This window comes from Actinocorallia herbida (genome assembly GCF_003751225.1).
GTDB classification, from domain to species: Bacteria; Actinomycetota; Actinomycetes; order Streptosporangiales; family Streptosporangiaceae; genus Actinocorallia; species Actinocorallia herbida.
Genome location: NZ_RJKE01000001.1, coordinates 7,960,460 through 7,977,761, shown reverse-complemented (window position 1 = coordinate 7,977,761; position 17,302 = coordinate 7,960,460). Strand labels below are relative to the sequence as shown.

Annotated in this window: 6 protein-coding genes; 5 read left to right on the top strand and 1 reads right to left on the bottom strand. The window is 75.2% G+C overall.

Translation table 11 applies throughout. The features are described 5' to 3' along the window. Positions 1-14 precede the first annotated feature (14 nt). Genes EDD29_RS36175 through EDD29_RS47890 form a run of 5 tightly spaced genes read left to right on the top strand, consistent with a single transcriptional unit; the run spans position 15 to position 16,121 of the window. Entirely contained in the window at positions 15-4,811 is a 4,797-nt protein-coding gene (locus EDD29_RS36175; RefSeq protein WP_123668712.1) for a DNA-binding protein, read from the top strand. Between the two features lie 19 nt (positions 4,812-4,830). Continuing rightward, on the top strand, positions 4,831-9,609 hold the full coding sequence (locus EDD29_RS45940) for a DNA-binding protein (protein ID WP_170201714.1): 4,779 nt from the start codon (positions 4,831-4,833) through the stop codon (positions 9,607-9,609). A gap of 25 nt (positions 9,610-9,634) precedes the next feature. Next, positions 9,635-10,777 carry an ATP-binding protein gene (locus tag EDD29_RS36165; protein ID WP_123668711.1) on the top strand — a complete coding sequence of 381 codons (1,143 nt, stop codon included), beginning with the start codon at positions 9,635-9,637 and terminating at the stop codon, positions 10,775-10,777. Beyond that, a complete protein-coding gene (locus tag EDD29_RS36160; protein ID WP_246053181.1) occupies positions 10,774-14,292 on the top strand; it encodes a DUF5682 family protein in 3,519 nt (1,172 codons plus the stop codon). The genes EDD29_RS36165 and EDD29_RS36160 overlap by 4 nt, the downstream gene beginning before the upstream one ends. Further along, complete coding sequence (locus EDD29_RS47890) at positions 14,289-16,121, top strand: hypothetical protein (RefSeq protein WP_123668710.1); 1,833 nt, start codon at positions 14,289-14,291, stop codon at positions 16,119-16,121. Before EDD29_RS36160 ends, EDD29_RS47890 begins: the two co-directional genes overlap by 4 nt. Before the next feature lie 116 nt (positions 16,122-16,237). Here EDD29_RS47890 and EDD29_RS36150 read toward each other — a convergent pair whose 3' ends face one another. Then, positions 16,238-17,227, bottom strand: a complete 990-nt coding sequence (locus EDD29_RS36150) for a helix-turn-helix transcriptional regulator (protein WP_123668709.1) — start codon at positions 17,225-17,227, stop codon at positions 16,238-16,240. Positions 17,228-17,302: the final 75 nt, after the last annotated feature.

The following is a 17,302-nucleotide window of genomic DNA, read 5'->3' as shown; positions in this document are numbered from 1 at the left end:
GTGAAAGAGATCCGATGATGACCGCTGTCCCGACCGCGCCGGAGACCGCCGCCGACCTGCTGGCGGCGGGCGCCTACCTGCACCCGGAGACCGGCGACCCGGGCGCGGGCGTGCCCGTCACCGCCCGTGCGTACCGGCGGGCCGGCCTGGCCGGCCGCACCGTCGTCAGGCTGGTCCCCGAGGAGATCGGCGAGGCGGAGGACAGCGCGGCGGCCTTCCTGGGCATGACGCGCGCCGGTTCGGCCGACGTCGTGGGATTCGGGGCACGCGAACGCCTCTCTTTCCCCGGATGGGTGCTGGTCCACCATCCGGGGGACGGCCACCACGCGCTCGCGCTGGTGCCGGAGATCGACAGGCTGGCGCGGCTCGCGGTCGCGAAGCCTCAGGCCGCGCTCGACGGATTCAACGGGCTCGGCACGCGGATGGCGGTGTCCGTCCCGCACCTCCTGCCGACGTTCTACGAGCGCGCCGCCCGGGAGTTCCTCGCCGCGGAGCGGCCCGACCACGCCGCGCGCATGTTCACCGCGGCCCGCAAGGCGGAGATCGAGCACGGCCTCCCGATCGACCAGGACCGGGTGGACGACGTCTTCGTCGAGTTCGCCCTGGCCGGGGTGCTCCCGGCGAAGACCCTTTCCGAGTACTCCAAGGAACTCGCCCTGCGCCTCTCCCCGGACGAGGCCCTGGGCAGGTTCGTCCGGCTGGCGGTACGCCGGACGTCAGGGGGGCTGCCTCCGGCCTCGACCATGGCGGCCGACCTTCGCCGGCTCGCCAAGGCCGCGTCCGGGGACGCCGGGAGGATCGAACGGGACTACCTCGCCGAGATCCTGACGTATCCGGTCACCGCCCTCGCCTCCGAGAGCTGGTGGAAGGCGCACAAGGCCGCCGTGGTGGCCCTGTGCGCGGAGCGTCCCGAGATCCGCGGCGCCCTCCTGCGGATCATGCCGGAGATCGAGGAGGCGGGCTTCGCCGACCTCTGGCTCGACCTGCTGGAGCGGACCGGGGCCGTGACGCCGCTGGTCGAGGGCGCCGCGCCGGAGGACGGCGCGACGGGCTGGCTGGGACGCTTCCTCAAGGCACGCGGGAGATCGCGCTCGGCGGCGAACCGCCTGGTCGCCCTCGAGTCCGTGGTCACCCGGATGGCCGGGCGGCTGAAGGCCGAGATCGCCGAGCAGGGCACGCCCCTGCCCGCCCCGGCCGGCGCCGATCTGCTCGACCTGCTGCTGGAGCTCGGCGTGCCCGTCGCGGACCCGGCGCCCGGCCACAGGGTGAACCTCGCACCGTGGGCGGGCGGCGCCGACCGCCGCGACCTCGCCGTGCTGTGCGCCGACCCCCGGTTCGCCCCCGCGCTGCTCCAGGGGCTCGGCATGGTGGGGCAGACCGACACGCCCCGCCAGCAGGTGTTCGCCACGACGCTCCCGCTGCGCCCCCACCTCCTCGCCTACGTCGATCGCTGCACGGCGCGCGTGGCCGAGGCGGGCCTGCCCACGTTGCACCAGGCGCTCAACGGTGTCCGAGTGCTCGCGCCGAGCACGACGCGGATCGCCGAGGCCGCGGTGCGGACCGCCCTGGCGGTCGATCTTCCCGAGCTGCTGGCGCGGACGCTGCGCGGCGGCCTCTTCGACGAACTGTCCTGGCCGGCCCTGGAAGACGCCTTGGCCGAGCTGTTCCCCGAGGGATTCACGAACGGCGCCCCGAGGATCGCCGAGGAGTGGCCCTACCTCGTGGTGGCCGGCCCGACGCGCGCCCTCGTCCTCGACGGCTCCGGCGCAGTCCTGGACCACGCCCTGCGGCTTCCGCAGGGCGTGCACGACTTCGGATTCCGCTACGTGGACGGCGCCCTGCTCGTCCACTGGTCCCTGGGCGAGCAGCGCAGCGGATACTGGCACCCGCGCCCCGACCGCGTCGTGCCGCTGGACGGTACGGGGATGAACCGGTCCCGCCTGGTGAACCATTGGAGCACCGGGCAGCAGATCAGCCTTGAGGTCCGCGGAGGCGGCCGGGCCACCGGCACCGCCGTGATCCACCATGGCGACACCCTCGCACCGGGTGGAACGGAGATCGTCTCCGACGGAGAGAAGTACTGGGCGCTGCACGCGGACGAGTCGGGCGCCGTCGTCTGGCACGCCTTCGACCCCGGTGCCGGGGAGATCGGCGAACCGGACCTGCCCGCGTTCTTCGCCGAGCCCGGTGAGTCCTTCCGGCACGGGTTCCTCGCGCCCTTCCCCGGCACCGGCATGACGCCGGTCGGCGCGGTCGTCGGCGGGGTGTTCGGCCGGCGGACGGTCACGCTGCCCGACGGCACGGTGCGGGGCGAGGATCTCGCGGGGAACGCCTCCCCGGCCGTCACCGGGTACGAGAACGTGTGGCCGCTGCGCCTGCCCGGCGACGACCGGGCACGCGCCCTGGTCCGCTCGGGCGCGGGGAACAAGGCCACCTACCGGCTGATCGGCCCCGACGGGCTCGTCCTCGGCGACACCTTCCTGACCTCGCGTTACCGCGCGGGGAGCAGGGCGACGCCGCCGCCGCACTACTGGGCGCACCTGCGGCCCCGCGACGAGCGCGGCTCCGCGGCGCTGCGCCGGGCCGACCGGGCGCTCGCCGTGCGGCTCCTCGACGGACCCGAGGAGGAGACCGCCGACCGGGTGCGCGCGCTCCTGCCGGAGATCGGGCATCCGGGGCTCCGCGAGGGCGTGACCGCGCTCGTCCAGGGGGTGTCGCGCGACCGTGCCGAGCTCGCCGGGATCGTGGCGGGCATCGAGCTCAAGCTCAGTCCCGTGGGCGCCGCCGAGCGTCCGGCGGCGCCCACGGACGGGGCGCTGTACCGCGCCATCGACGGCCTGAACGACGACCCGAACGGCTGGCGGGGAGAGCACACCACCGAATCCGCGCATCTGCTGTGGCGGCTGGGGAGGCTGCGCGCGGGTGCTGAGCGACCGTCGCAGGACGGCACGGCGCCGCAGGTCGAGCTGCCCCAGCAGATCCTGGACCTGCCGCACATCGTCGAGGGTCTCTCCGCCCTCGTCCTGCGCGCGGTGTCGGGCATCACCCCCGAGCCGGGCCGGACCGCTCTGCGTGCGCTGCTCGACCGGCTCGGCGAGGCGGGCATGGCGGACGCCGAGCCCGACGCCTGGCGGGTCTTCCGGCTGCGCGCGCCGAATCCGACGGGGTCCTACGTGAATCACCGCAGGGGCCATCAGCTCGGTGGCGGGGCGTTCTTCGCCGTCGTGGACCAGGGCCGGGCGCACCGGAACCGTCCGCAGGAGGTCACCGCGGTGTTCCACGACCCGTCCGGCGGTTTCGAGGTGCCGGAAGGCCACGAGATCGTCGAGGAGCTGCCCTTCGTCGAAGGTCGGCCCGACGTGCCCGTCACGGAGGTCCTGGCGCTCCTCGACGCCCGGGGCCCCGCGCCCTGGCGGGCCGAGAGCGTCGCGGAGTTCGCGCGGCTGACCGGGGTCACGCCGACCACGGCGGCCCTTGTGGTGTCCGGGCTGCTCGGCCTTTCCGGCAGCCACGCCTCGTCGCTGCCCGCCGAGATGCGCAAGACCCTCAGGCTCAAGGCCGCCGAGGTGGACGCCGCGCAACCCGACCTGGGGAGGCTTCCGGGAAAGGTGCGCCGCGCGCTGGTCGGGGCGCTGCTGCCCGCCGATCCCGCGCGGCTGTGGACCCACGGTCCGGACGTCGCGGCGGCGGCGGAGGTGTGGAACCGCGCGGTGCCCCGCAAGATCGCGGTGCCCGAGGCGCTGCTCGCCGAGGCGGACAAGGCCTTCGGTGGGCGATCCCAGACGCAGAACCACCTGAGGGGCGTGCTCGAACCGTCGGCCTGCTCCCCGCTGTCCCGTGACGTGGAGTTCACGGTGGCCGCGTACGGTTTCGAGGCGGTCGAGAAGGGCGGATTCACCTCGGGCACGCTGCTCCCGGCGGTGGGGATGCTGGCCTGGCTGGCGCATCGCCTGCCCGCAGGCGATCCGCTGCGCGCGCTGCTGCCCGCGGGGCTCGCGGCGGTGCGCGACCGCCTCGCCCACCCGGGGCTCGTCCTCAACGCGCTGAAGCGCGTCGCGGCGGACTTCGAGAAGGCGGCGGGCACTCCTGACGAGGTCGGCGACGGCTGGGCACGGTACGGCGCGATCCTCATCAAGCCCGGTGACGTGCACCACCGCCCGGGCGTCAAGGTCGCGCACCTCGATGCGGACTCCGACGACCCCCGCCTGGTCCTGCTGCGGGGGAGCCTCGGGCACCTCATGGGATTCGAGGTCGCCCTGCGCACGGCCCGGGACGCGCGTTTCGCGGCGCTGCTCGACGATCCGGGCGAACCGGTCGAAGGCGGGCGGTCGAAGGACGGCACCTGGTATCCGCAGGATCCGACGCGGTCGGTTCCCGACCTCGTCGAGGAGGCCGCAAAGGCCCACGGATCGTCCGCGGACGCGGCGGCGGTGTACCTGATGCTGCTGGCGATGCCGGATCCGACGGACCGCCACACCGCGCGCTGGACGGGCTGGAAGCCCGCCCGGCTGAAGGAGGCCCGCGCCGAGCTGGCCGCCACCGAGCTCGTCGTCGAGGCGCGCCGGACCAGGGCGGGGCGGACCCTCTTCCTGCCCTGCCCGTGGACCGAGGCGCGTTCCCCGCAGGTCCCGATGGAGGACTGGAAGCAGGCCCTTTACCCCCTCGCCAACGGCGGCACGGCGCCGCTGACCACGGTCGTGCCGACCGAGCCCGTCGCCGACGTCTACCGGCACGCGTGGCGGCGGATCACCGAGGGCGATCTCCCGCGCTTCGGCGAGCTGGAGATCCCCCGTCAGACGCGCCGCCGCTGAGCCCGGAGAGAGACACCTCATGACCATGTCACCGCCTGAGGGCACCGCCGAACTGCTGGAGGCCGGCGCCTACCTGCCCGCCGACACCGCGGAACCGGGCGCCGGCCTGCCCGTCACGGCCCGCGTCTTCCGGCGGCCCGGCCTGGCCGATCGCGTCGTCGTGCGGCTGGTCCCGGAGGAGAACGGCGTGGCCGAGGACGCCGCGGCGGCCTTCCTCGGCATGACCCGCGTGGGTCCCGCCGAGGTGGTCGGGTTCGGCGCCCGGCAGCGGCTCGCCTTCCCCGAGTGGGTGCTGCTGCACCATCCGGAGGACGGCCACCACGCGCTGGCGCTCCTGCCGGAGATCGACAGGCTCGCCCACTGGGCGCACCGCAAGCCCAATGTCGCGTTCACCGGCTTCCTCGGGCTGGGCGCCCAGCTCGCCGTCTCGGTGCCGCACCTCATGCCGACGTTCTACGAGCGTGCCGCCAGGGAGCTCCTGGCCGCGGAGCGGCCGGACTACGCGGCCCGCCTTTTCGCGGCGGCGCGCAAGGCCGAGAGCGAGCACGGCCTGGACATCGACCAGGACCGGGTGGACGACGTCTTCGTGGAGTTCACCTTGGCGGGTGTCCTTCCGGCGCGGACCCTTTCGGAGTTCTCCAAGGAACTCGCCCTGCGCCTTCCCCCGGAGGAGGCCCTGCGCAGGTTCGTCCGGCTGGCGCTGCGCAGGACGTCCGGCGGGCTGCCTCCGACCTCGACGATGGCGGCCGACCTGCGCCGGCTCGCCAAGGCGGTCCCGGGGGACGCCGGGAAGGCCGAGCGCGCCTACCTCGCGGAGACGCTGACGTATCCGGCGACGGCGCTCGCCCCCGAGACCTGGTGGAAGGCGCACCGGGCCGCCCTGAAGGCCCTGGCCGCGGAGCGTCCGGAGACCCGGCTCGCCCTCCTGCGCGTCATGCCGCATGAGCCGGAGACGAGCCTCGCCGCGCTCTGGCTCGACCTCCTGGAGGACACCGGCGCGGCCGCCCTGCTCGGCGAGGGGGAGCCGCCCGAGGGCGGCGCCGCGGGGTGGCTGGAGCGCCTGCTGGAGGCGCGCGGCACCGGCCACGTGGCCGCGGAGCGGCTGGTGCCGTTGGAGTCGCTGGTCACCCGGATGGCCGGAAGGCTGAAGGCCGAGATCGCCGAGCGGGGCGCGCCGCTGCCCGTCCCCGTCAGCGCCGACCTGCTCGAACTGCTGCTGGAACTGAAGATCCCCGTCGCCGACCCGGCACCCGGCCACACGGTGCGGCTCGGTACGTGGGCGCGGAGCGCGGAACGCCGCGACCTCGCCCTGCTGTGCGCCGACCCCCGCTTCGCCCCCGCACTGCGCCGGGCGCTCGACGTGCACAGGACGGGCGTGTACGCCGCCTCGCTCCCGCTCCGTCCGCACGTCCTGGCCCGCGCCGAGGAGATCGCGGGACGCGTCGCGGAAGCCGGGCTGCCGACCCTGGAGGGCGCGGTCCACCGTGTCCGCCGCCTCGATCCGGGAACCCTGCGGATCGCCGAGCGCGCGGTCCGCGCGGCCCTGGCGGTGGACGTGCCAGAACTGCTGGCCCGGACACTGCGCGGAGGTCTGCTCGACGAGCTGCACTGGCCCGCCTTCGACGCGGCCTGCGCGGAGCTGTTCCCCGACTGGCTCCGCTCGTGCGTGATCGCCGAGGAATGGCCCTACCTCGTGGTGTCCGACCGGAAGCGCGCGCTGGTCCTCGACGGCTCCGGTGTCGTTCTCGACCACGCCCTGCGCCTGCCGCCGACCGGCAGCCGGTGGATCGGATTCCATTACGTGGACGGTGCGCTGCTCGTCCACTGGCGCGGTGACCAGGGCGAGGAGATCCGCGGTTACTGGCACACCGATCCCGACCGGATCATCAGCCTGGAAGGCCCCAAGACCTTCAGCAGGTACCTGTCGCACAGGTGGAACACCCCCCGGATCAGCCTGGAGTCGCCCGGGGGCGGCCGGACGACCGGGACCGCCGTGCTCCGTCCGGGAGACGCCCTCGTGCCCGCCCGCGTTCCGATCGCCTCCGACGGCCGGGCGCACTGGGCGCGGCTCCCCTTCGAGGGCGGCCACGCCTGGCACGGCCTGGACCCGCGCACCGCGGAGCCCCGCGAGCCCGGGATGCCCGGATTCTTCGCCGAGCCGGGAGCGGACTTCGAGGGCGGCTTCCTCCTGCCGTTCCCCGGCACCGGGACCACCCCCCTGGGCGAGGTCGTGGACGGCCTGCTCGGCCAGCGGATGGTCGGCCTGCCCGACGGCGCCGTACGGGCCGAGGACCTCGCGGGGAACGCCTCCCCGGCCGTGTCCGGGTCCCCGTCCGTCTGGCTGGTGCGCCTCCCCGGCGACGACCGGCCGCGCGCCCTGGCGCCCGCCAAGAACAAGAACGACAGCACGTACCGCCTGATCGGCCCCGACGGCCTGGTCCTCGCCGACACCGTCATGCCGAAGCTCTTCGCGGCCGGGAGCGAGACGATGCTGCCGCCGCACTACTGGGCCTACCTGAGGCCGAGGGATCCACGCGGCTCCGCGGCGCTGCGCCGCGCGGACCGGGCGCTGGCCGAGCGGCTGCTCGACGGGCCGTGGGAGACGATCGCCGACCGGGTCCGCGAGGCGCTGCCGGAGGTGAGCCACCCGGCGCTGGTCCAGGGACTGGCCGGGATCGTCAGCGCGGCGCAGCGCGTCGGCGCGACCGTCTCCTCGGCGCGGGAGACCGTCGAGGCCGTGTTCGAGCCCCCGGCGCCCGTCGTCTCGGAGCGCCCCGCCTCGCCACGGGACGGCGCCCTGATCCACGCCGTCGACGGCCTGAACAACGTGCTGTCCGTCACCGCCAGGAGCGCTGGAGGCACCGAGTCCGCGTTCCTTCTCCGGCAGCTCGGAAGGCTGCGCGCGGGCGCCTTCCCGGCGGAGCCTTCGGGTGCGGTACCGCAGATCGAGCTGCCCCGGCAGGGACTGCATCTGCCGTGGCTGGTGGAGGGCCTGCCCGCGCTCGTCCTGCGCATGGCGTCGCGGATCACCCCCGGGGAGAGCCGGACGGCGCTGCGCGAACTGCTCGGACTGCTCGACGCGGCGGGCCTGATGGCGGGCACGCCCGCGCAATGGCGGCTCTTCAGGCTGATCGCGCCCGGGGAGGCGAGCCACTCCACGAACTTCTGCCGCGGCTTCCAGCTCGATGGAGGCGCCTTCTTCGCCGTCGTCTCCCAGAGCAGGCCGGAGTGGAAGAAACCGCAGCAGGTCACGGCGATCTTCCATGATCCGTCCGGGGTGTTCGCGGTGCCCGCCGAGTACGAGGTGGTGGAGGAATCGCCCTTCGTGGAGGACTGGCCGGACGTGTCCGTCACCGCGTTCCTGGGGCTCCTGGACGCCCAGGGGCCCGCGCCTTGGCGGGACGGGAGCGTCGCGGAGTTCGCGCGGCTGACCGGTGTCACGCCGACCACGGCGGCGCTCGTGGTGTCCGGATTCCCGGGCATCCTCCGGGTCCTCTCCCCGCTGCTGCCCGAGGAGGTGCGCAAGACCCTCAAGCTCAAGACCGCCGAGGCGGACACGGCTCAGAAGGAACTGGCGAAGCTGCCCGCGAAGGCCCGCCGTGAGCTGGTCGGGGCGCTGCTGCCCGCCGATCCCGCGCGGCTGTGGACCGAGGGCCCGGACGTCGCGGCGGCGGCCGAGGTCTGGAACCGGGTGGCACCGCGCAGGGCCGCGGTGCCCGAGGCGCTGCTCATCGAGGCGGACAAGGCCTTCGAGAAGGGGATGCCATCGCAGAACCACCTGCGCTGGGTCCTCGATCCTGCGGACTCTCCGTATCTGTCGCGCGATGTGGAGTTCGCGGTGAGGCAGGGCAAGTTCGAGCCGACCGAGAAGGAAGGATTCACCGCGGTCATCCTCGAGCACACGGTGCGGATGCTCGCCTGGCTGGCGCACCGGCTGCCCGCAGGGGATCCGCTGCGCGCCCGGCTGCCCGCGGGGCTCGCCGCCGTGCGCGCACGCCTCACCCACCCGGGGCTCGTCCTCCGTGCGTCCTATTCGCTCGACATGGCGCAGTTCAAGACCGCCGTCGGCCCTCCTGACGAGGAGCGCGACGGGTGGGAGAGGTACGGAGCCCTCCTCGTCGTCGCCGATGCCTTCTTCTGCCGTCCGGGCCTCAAGGTCGCGTTGCTGGACGAGCACGGCGAAGACCCCCTGCTGCCCCTCGTGCGGGGCGTGCTCGGCCGTCCCATGCCCGTCGAGATCGCGCTGCGCACGGCCATGGCCGAGCGGTTCGCGGCGCTGCTGGCCGATCCGGGAGAGCCCGTCGAAGGCGGACGGCTGAAGGACGGCACCTGGTATCCGCAGGACCCTTCGCGGTCGGTGCCCGAGCTCGTCGCCGAAGCGGCCAAGGTCCACGGGCTGTCGGCCGACGCGGCGGCGCTGTACCTGATGCTGCTGGCCATGCCCGACCCCACCGACCGCGACACCGCCCGCTGGACGGGCTGGCGTCCCGCCCGGCTCAAGGAGGCCCGCGCCGAGCTGGCCGCCACCGACCTCGTCACCGAGGCGCGCCGGGCCAGGGCCGGCCGGACCCTCTTCCTGCCCTGCCCCTGGGTCGAGGCGAAGAGCCCCGAGATCCCCATGGAGGACTGGAAGCAGGAGCTGTACCCCTTCTCCAACGGCGGCCTCGCACCGCTGACCACGGTCGTCCCGACCGAGCCCGTCGCCGACGTCTACCGGCACGCGTGGCGGCGGATCACCGAGGGCGATCTCCCGCGCTTCGGCGAGCTGGAGATCCCCCGCACCAAACGCCGCCGCTGACCCCTACCCCCGAAAGGAACCCCCCATGACGACCCCAGCACCTACCCGGCAGGTCCTGCCCGCCGAGGAGCGGTACGCCGAGGAACTGGCCTTCCTCGCCGCCTACGACGCCGGATCCCGGCCGCCCGGCTGGGCGCTCACGCCCCGCGCCGCGGTGACCTTCGTGTGCGGCAGCGGCGAGGCGCTCATGCTGCCCTCGCCCGTCGAGGGCCTGCCCGACAAGCTGGAGATCGCGCCCAAGTTCGTCGGCGAGCGCGCCCTGGTCGAGCGGTGCGTCGTCACCCTCGCCGGAGAGCGCGGCCTGCTGCTCGTCGGCGAGCCGGGCACCGCCAAGTCGATGCTCTCGGAGCTGCTGTCGGCCGCGGTCTCCGGGACCAGCGCCCTGACGGTCCAAGGCACCGCGGGCACCACCGAGGACGCCTTCCGCTACGGCTGGAACTACGCCCTTCTCCTCGCGCAGGGACCGTCCAGGCAGGCCCTCGTGGACTCCCCGGTGCTCACCGCGATGCGCACGGGCCGGGTGGCCCGCATCGAAGAGGTGACCCGTTGCCTTCCCGAGGTGCAGGACGCGCTCGTGTCGATCCTGTCCGACCGCCGGGTGAACGTGCCCGAGCTGGCCGGGACCGAGGACGGCATCGTCGCCGCGGCCCAGGGCTTCACCGTCATCGGCACCGCGAACCTCCGCGACCGGGGCGTGTCGGAGATGTCGGCCGCGCTCAAGCGCCGGTTCAACTTCGAGACGGTCGCGCCCATCGGCGACCCGGTCGCCGAGACCGCGCTCGTGCGCCGCCAGGCGACCAGCGCCGTCGAGCGGGCGGGCGCCGCCTTCGGGGTGGACGCCTCGGTCCTCGACGCGCTCGTCACGGTCTTCCGCGACCTGCGCGCCGGACGCTCGGCCGAAGGCTGGGACGTGGAGCGGCCCGGCACCGTCATGTCCACGGCCGAGGCCGTCCAGGTGGCCGCCTCGCTGGCCATCGCGACCGCCTACCTGCCCGCCGGAGACGTCGTCGACCTGCTGCCCGGACACCTGCTCGGCGTCGTGCGCAAGGACGACCCCGCCGACCACGACAGGCTCCTCGGCTACTGGGACGGCCCCGTCCGCCGCCGCGCCGAAGAGGGCTCCGCCCTGTGGCGCCGCCTCTGGGACCTGCGGGAGACGCTGCGTTGATCGCCGTCGACCCGCGCGCGGCCGTCGCGACGCTCGCCGACGGCACGCGCCCCTATCTGCTGGGCGTGCGGCACCACAGCCCGGCCCTCGCCGCGGTGATCCCCGCGCTGCTGGACGCCGCCGCCCCCGACGTCGTCTGCGTGGAGCTGCCCGCCGACTTCCAGCGCTGGCTGCCCCACCTGGCCGCCCCCGGCACCGTCGCGCCCGTCGCCCTCGCCGGGGCGCAGGCCGAAGGCGGCCTGGGCTTCTACCCCTTCGCGGACTTCTCGCCGGAGCTCGCCGCGCTCCGCTGGGCCCGCGACCACGACGTGCCCGTCCTGTGCTGCGACCTTCCGCTCGGCGATCCGGGCTGGTCGGCGGACGAAGACCACGGGTCGCCTTCCGCGCGCGTCTACGCCGACGCCCTCCAGGCCTCGGCCACGGGACGCGAAGGCGACGACCTGTGGGACCGCTCGGTGGAGGTGCGCGCCCCCGGATGTGCTCCCGAGGAGGTGAGGCGGGCCGCCCTGTCCGTCGGCTGGGCGCTGCGCACGGACTCCGAGGCAGGCGGGGTCGGCGCCGTCAACCTCGCCCGGGAGGCCCACATGCGGGCCGTCCTCCGGCACGCGGCCTCCGACGGGCGCCGTGCGGTCGCCGTCGTCGGGTCCTTCCACGCCGCGGCCCTCACCGAGGAGGCGTGCGCCGAAGACACCACCACGTACGACCCCGCGAAGGAGGCCGGGGAAGGCACCGCGGTCACTTCACTGGTCCCGTACGCGTTCGACCTTCTGGACTCCCGGTCGGGCTACCCGGCGGGCATCCGCGACCCGCGCTGGCAGCAGTCGGTCTTCCGGGCGGGCGGCGACCCCGGCGCGCTGCACGAGGCGGCGGCCCGCGCGATCACCGACGTGTGCCGCGCGCTGCGCGGCGCGGGCCACACCGCGGGGACCGGCGAGGCCGCCGAGACCCTCCGGGTCGCCGGGGACCTCGCCTCACTGCGCGGGCTGCCCGCGCCCGGCCGCGGCGAACTCGTCGAGGGCGTCACCACGGTGCTCGGCCAGGGCGAGACCCTCGGACGCGGCCGTGCCCTCGCCAAGGCGCTGGAGACCGTACTCGTCGGCACCGACCGGGGCAGGACCGCCCCGGGCACCCCGCGCTCCGGCCTCGGCCCGTCCGTCGAGGCCGAACTCGAGGCGCTGCGGCTGCCCGGCCCGCACGACCCCGAGACCCGCGAGATCAGGCTCGACCCCCTGCGCTCCGACCTCGACCGCCGGCGCGAGATCCTCCTCCAGCGCCTGACGGTCTGCGGCGTCGGCTACGCCAGTGCCCTGGACGTCGCGGGCACCGGCGACGCGGCGGCGCTCACCACCAAGTGGAAGCTGAGCTGGACGCCTTCCGTCGCGGCGCGTCTCGACCTCGCCGGGGTCCGCGGTGTCACCGCGGCCCAGGCGGCGGCGGGCACCCTCGCGGAGGCGCATCGCCGGGAGAACGCGGAAGGCGGCGCGACGAGCACCAGGGTCCTCGCCGGGCTGGAGGCCGCGGCCCGCTGCGACCTGCCCGACCTCGTCGAAGTGAGGCTGGAGGAGGCGGCCGAGGTTCTTCCGTCCGCCGCCACCCTTCCGGAGCTGATCGCCGGACTCGACCTCACCGAAGGGCTCCGCCGCGGCCACCTGCCCGGCACCACCGAGCCGCTGCGCGAGCGCGCGGCGGCCCTGGGGGAGGCGCTGCTGGAGACCGCGGTCCAGGCGCTGCCCGGCCTCGCGGGCGGCGACCGGCCCGAGGACGCCGCCGCGGTGGTCGAACTCGCCGTGCGCGCCGCCGAGCACCGCGTCGGCCTGCGCATGCGCGCGGCGCTCGACTTCCTCGCCCGCGAAGGCTCGCCGCTCATGCAGGGCGCGGCCCTGGCCGTCCGGGTCCTGCTGGAACTGGAGGACGCCCCGGCGCTCGGCGCGCGCGTCGCCGGATGGGTGGACGGCGCGACGAACCCGGAGGGGCGGCGCGCGCTCGCCCGGCGTCTGCGCGGCCTGCTCACCGCCGCGGGGCCCCTGCTCCAGAGCGCGGCCGCCGCCCTCGACCCGCTGCTCGACCGGGTCGACGACCTGCCCGACAGCGGCTTCCTGGCGCGGCTGCCCGCCCTGCGCGACGGGTTCGAGGCACTGTCGCCCGCCGCGCGCGGACGGCTCCTCGACACCGTCGCGGAACGGCTGGGGGAACGGGTCTCCACCGACCTCGACGCGCCCGCGGAACTCCTCGCCCAATGGACGGCCGCCGACGTGGCCGCCATGGCCGCGCTCCGGGCGCTCGGCCTCGCCCCGCCGGAGCCGTCTCCCGTGGCGGAGGCGGCCGAGGAGACGGAGGAGAGGGAGGAGACGGAGACACAAGAGGCCGCCGAAGAGCGGCCCGTCCAGGGCATCGTCCCCGCGGACCGGTGGAGGCTGCTGCTCGGAAGGCAGCGGGAGCAGCTCTCCGATCACCTCCGCCGCCATGCGACCGCCCTTGACGAGCTGTACGGCGCGGGCAGGGGCGAGGGCGCCGCCGACTTCGGAGCCGAAGGCCAGGCCCCCTCCCAGGGCGGCGGCAAGGAGGCGGCGTTCCCGACCGCGCGCGAATGGGCCGACGAACTCGAGGCGCTGTTCGGCGCGGACGTCCGCGAGGAGGTGCTCGCCGAGGCCGTCGACGCGGGCCGCACCGACGTGCTCACCCAGCTCGACCCCGCGTCCGTGCGCCCGTCCGTCGAGCTGCTGACCTCCGTGCTCAGCCTCGCCGGAGGAATGCCCGAGCAGCAGCTCGCCAAGCTGCGCCCGCTCGTGCGCAGACTGGTCGACGAGCTCGCCAAGGAGATGGCGACAAGGCTGCGACCCGCCCTCACCGGCCTGGCGAACCCCCGCCCGACCTACCGCCCCGGCGGGCCGCTCGACCTGGCGCGGACCCTGCGCGCCAACCTCGCGCACACCCGCACCCTCGAAGACGGCAGGACCATCGTCGTCCCCGAGAAGCCCGTGTTCGCCACCCGCTCCCAGACCGCGTCCGACTGGCGGCTGATCCTCCTCGTCGACGTGTCGGGCTCCATGGAGGCGTCGGTCATCTGGTCGGCGCTCACCGCGGCCGTGCTGGGCGGGGTCCCGACCCTGTCCACGCACTTCCTGGCGTTCTCCACGGAGGTCATCGACCTCACCGACCGCGTCAGCGACCCCCTGTCGCTGCTGCTCGAGGTGCGCGTCGGCGGCGGCACCCACATCGCGAAGGGCCTCGCGCACGCGCGCGGGCTCGTCACCGTCCCGACCCGGACGCTCGTGGTGACCGTCAGCGACTTCGAGGAGGGCTACTCGCTCGGAGGGCTGCTCGGCGAGGTGCGCCAGCTGACGTCTTCGGGCGTCCACCTGCTCGGCTGCGCCGCCCTCGACGACACGGGCAAGCCGCGCTACTCCCTGCCCGTCGCCCGGCAGCTCGCCGCCGCCGGGATGCCCGTGGCCGCCCTCAGCCCGCTCGCGCTGGCCCGGTGGGTCGGCGAACGCCTCCGCGGAGAGACCCGATGACCGAGATCCCGCTCCCGCCCGCAGCCCCCGGCGTCGTCGCCGAGGCCGTAGAGGCACTGACCACAAGACTGCGCAAGAAACTCGACGCGGCGGTCGCGCAATACGCGGAGTCGCCCAGGACGTCGGACGACGGCGGCGTCATCCGGATCGTCTGCGGTGAGGACACGATCGTCACCCTGACGCCGGGGCCTTCCGGCCTCGTCGGGGACGCGGCCTCGGCGGCGTGCTCCTGCCTCCTGGCGCCTCGTTGCCTGCACCGCGCCGCGGTCCTCAGCCTCTGCCCGGTCGGAGAAGCCGTAGAGGCGGCCGCTCCGGCCGGCGCGGAAGGCACGCCGGACGAGGACCTCGCCGGAGACGGTCAGGCCTCTGCCCTGGCAGAGTCGGAGTCCGGCCCGGTGCCGCCGTCGCCCAAGCAGCTACGGGCCGCGCAGGACCTCTTCCGGGCCGCCGCGACGGTCCTGGCCTCGGGGGTGCCCGCCGCGGGGGCCGTCCAGCAGGCCGAGCTGCTGCGCGCCGCGCACACCGCCCGCGTCGCCGGGCTGCACCGGGCCGAGGCCGCCGCCCTGCGGGTCGTGCGCGGGCTGCGCTCGGCCCGTGCCCGCCACGACGGGCACCGGCTCGGCGACCTCGTCACCGCGCTGCGCGAACTGCTGCTGACCAGCGGCCTCCTCGCCGCCGCGCACCCCGACCCGGCGCTCGTCGGCGTCGCCCGCCGCGCCTACAAGCCCGGCGGGAGCCTGCGCCTGCACGGCGTCTTCCGGGAACCGGTGATCAGCGCGACCGGCTACGGCGGCGTCGTCACCCACCTGATCGGCCCGGACGGCGCCTGGTACGACCTCGGCGACGTCCGGCCCGGCGGCGCGGCGCGGGCGCGCGGCGCCGGCACCGCGGCGGTCGGGCTCGCGGGCGGCGTCCTCGACCATTCGCGGCTCGCCAGGACCGGCATCCTCGTCACCGGCGCGACCGTCTCGCACGACGGCCGCCTCGGCACCGGCAAGGGCGTGCGGGCCACCGAGGTGCAGGGCGACGGCTGGGCCGCGCCCGGCCTGTTCGGGCGGCACCTCGCCGAGGTCGTCGCGGAACGGCTCGGCGCCCCGGGCGCGGTCGCCGACCCCGAGGACGCCGAACGCCGCGCCCGCACCCCGCTCGGCTGCGATCTGGTGATCCTCGGACCGTCCGGCGACCACATCCTCGCCCGGGAGGAACTGCCGGACGGGACCGCGGGGACCGTCGTGCGGCTACTCCCCGCGCTGCGCCACCCCGACCTCGGCCACCTGGAGAACCTGCGCAGGATCGGCGACCACCCGGGCCTGCGCCTGCGCGTCGTCGCCCGGCTCGAACCGGGCCGCGCGACCGCCCTGGTGCCTCTCGCGGTCGCCCCGGCGCCGTCCGGGGAGTCGACCCTGCGGCTGCCCAAGGACTGGGGCGGCCACGCCGACCTCGGCTACGACCGCCTCCAAGGCGTGCACTTCCCGCCCGACCTGGAGGCCCCGCCCTACGGCTTCGCCGCCTCCGACCCCCTGGCCGACTCGCCCCTGTGGCGCATACGCCGTCTCGTAGAACTCGCCGTCTCCGGCGGCCGAAGGGCGACCGCCCAATCCCTGCGCGGAGACGCCGACCCCGCGCACCTCCGCCGCACGGGCTTCCCCGGCGCGGCCACCCTGGCCGCCGCCCTCACCGCGGAAGCCGACCGCCGCCCCCGAGACCCCTTCGGCCGCCTCACCGACCCCGACCCGGCCCCCTTCGCCCAGGCCTGGCTCACCTCCGCCCTCCACCTCCAACAAGCCGAACAAGCCCTGATCCGTTCCGCCTGGACCCCCCACCCCTGACCCCCACCCGCCCCGGGCGAAGGCCCCCCTCCACCCGGGGCGGACACCACCCGGCCGGCACCCTCCCGGCCCAGCCGGGCGCCGGCCGGGTGACACCCTCTCGGCCTGAGCGGGTGTCAGGTGGCGGGGGTGTTCAGGTGGGCGAGGGAGGCTTCGGCGGCGGCGAGCATGCGGGAGGCGTGGTCGTGGAGGAATTCCAGGTAGGCGCGGTCGGCCTGCACCTCGTAGGAGACGCCGGCGGGGATCCAGGCGAGGGCCGTGGTCATGGTCGGGTGGTCGTCGCCGCCGAACGGCCAGGCGGTGCGCGCCCCGTCGACCGGTGAGGCGTTCTGCGCCCACGGGCCGAAGTGGGCGCGCATGTCCTCGAAGGGCATCGCCATGATCGCGGTGGCGTTCTCGGCGACCTTGCGGTCGGAGGCGGCGAGGGCGAACTCGGCCGCCTCCTCCGGCGACAGCTCTCGCGGCTCGGCCCGCACTCCCGTGCCGAGCAGATCGGCGATCCGGTCGGCGCGGAAGGTGCGCCAGGCGGCGCGATCGAGGTCCCAGGCGATGAGGAACCACTTGCGGTCGCCCGACACCAGCGAGTGCGGCTCCACCAGGCGGCGCGTCTCGACGCCGTTCGCGGCCGTGTAGGCGAACCTGACGCGCTCATGGTCGCGGCAGGCCAGCGCGAGCGCGCCGAGCAGCTCCGACGGGACCGGTCCGCCGCGCGGCGGCCGTGACCCGATCGAGCGGCCGAGGGCGTTGACCCGCTCCCGGAGGGCGGGCGGCAGCACCTGCTCGAACTTCGCCAGCGCGCTGAGGGCCGTGCTCTCCCCGTCCACGATCCCCGTGGCGGCCGCGACGCGCAGGCCGACCGCGACCGTCACCGCCTCGTCGTCGGTGAGCAGCAGCGGCGGCATCCGGGTGCCCGCGGCCAGCCGGTAGCCGCCGCCGAGGCCCGGGGTCGACTCGATCTCGTAGCCCAGCTCGCGCAGCGCGTCGACGCGGCGGCGCACCGACCGGGTGGTGACCCCCAGCCGGTCGGCCAGTTCCTCGCCCGGCCACCAGCGGTGCGCCTGGAGCAGTGTGAGAAGGCTCAGTGTCCGTGCGGTGCTCTCGCCCATGCCGCTCAGATTAGGCGGCAATGCGGACATGAAGCGTCCGCGTCTCTTCCTATCGTCGGCGGCATGGACACACCG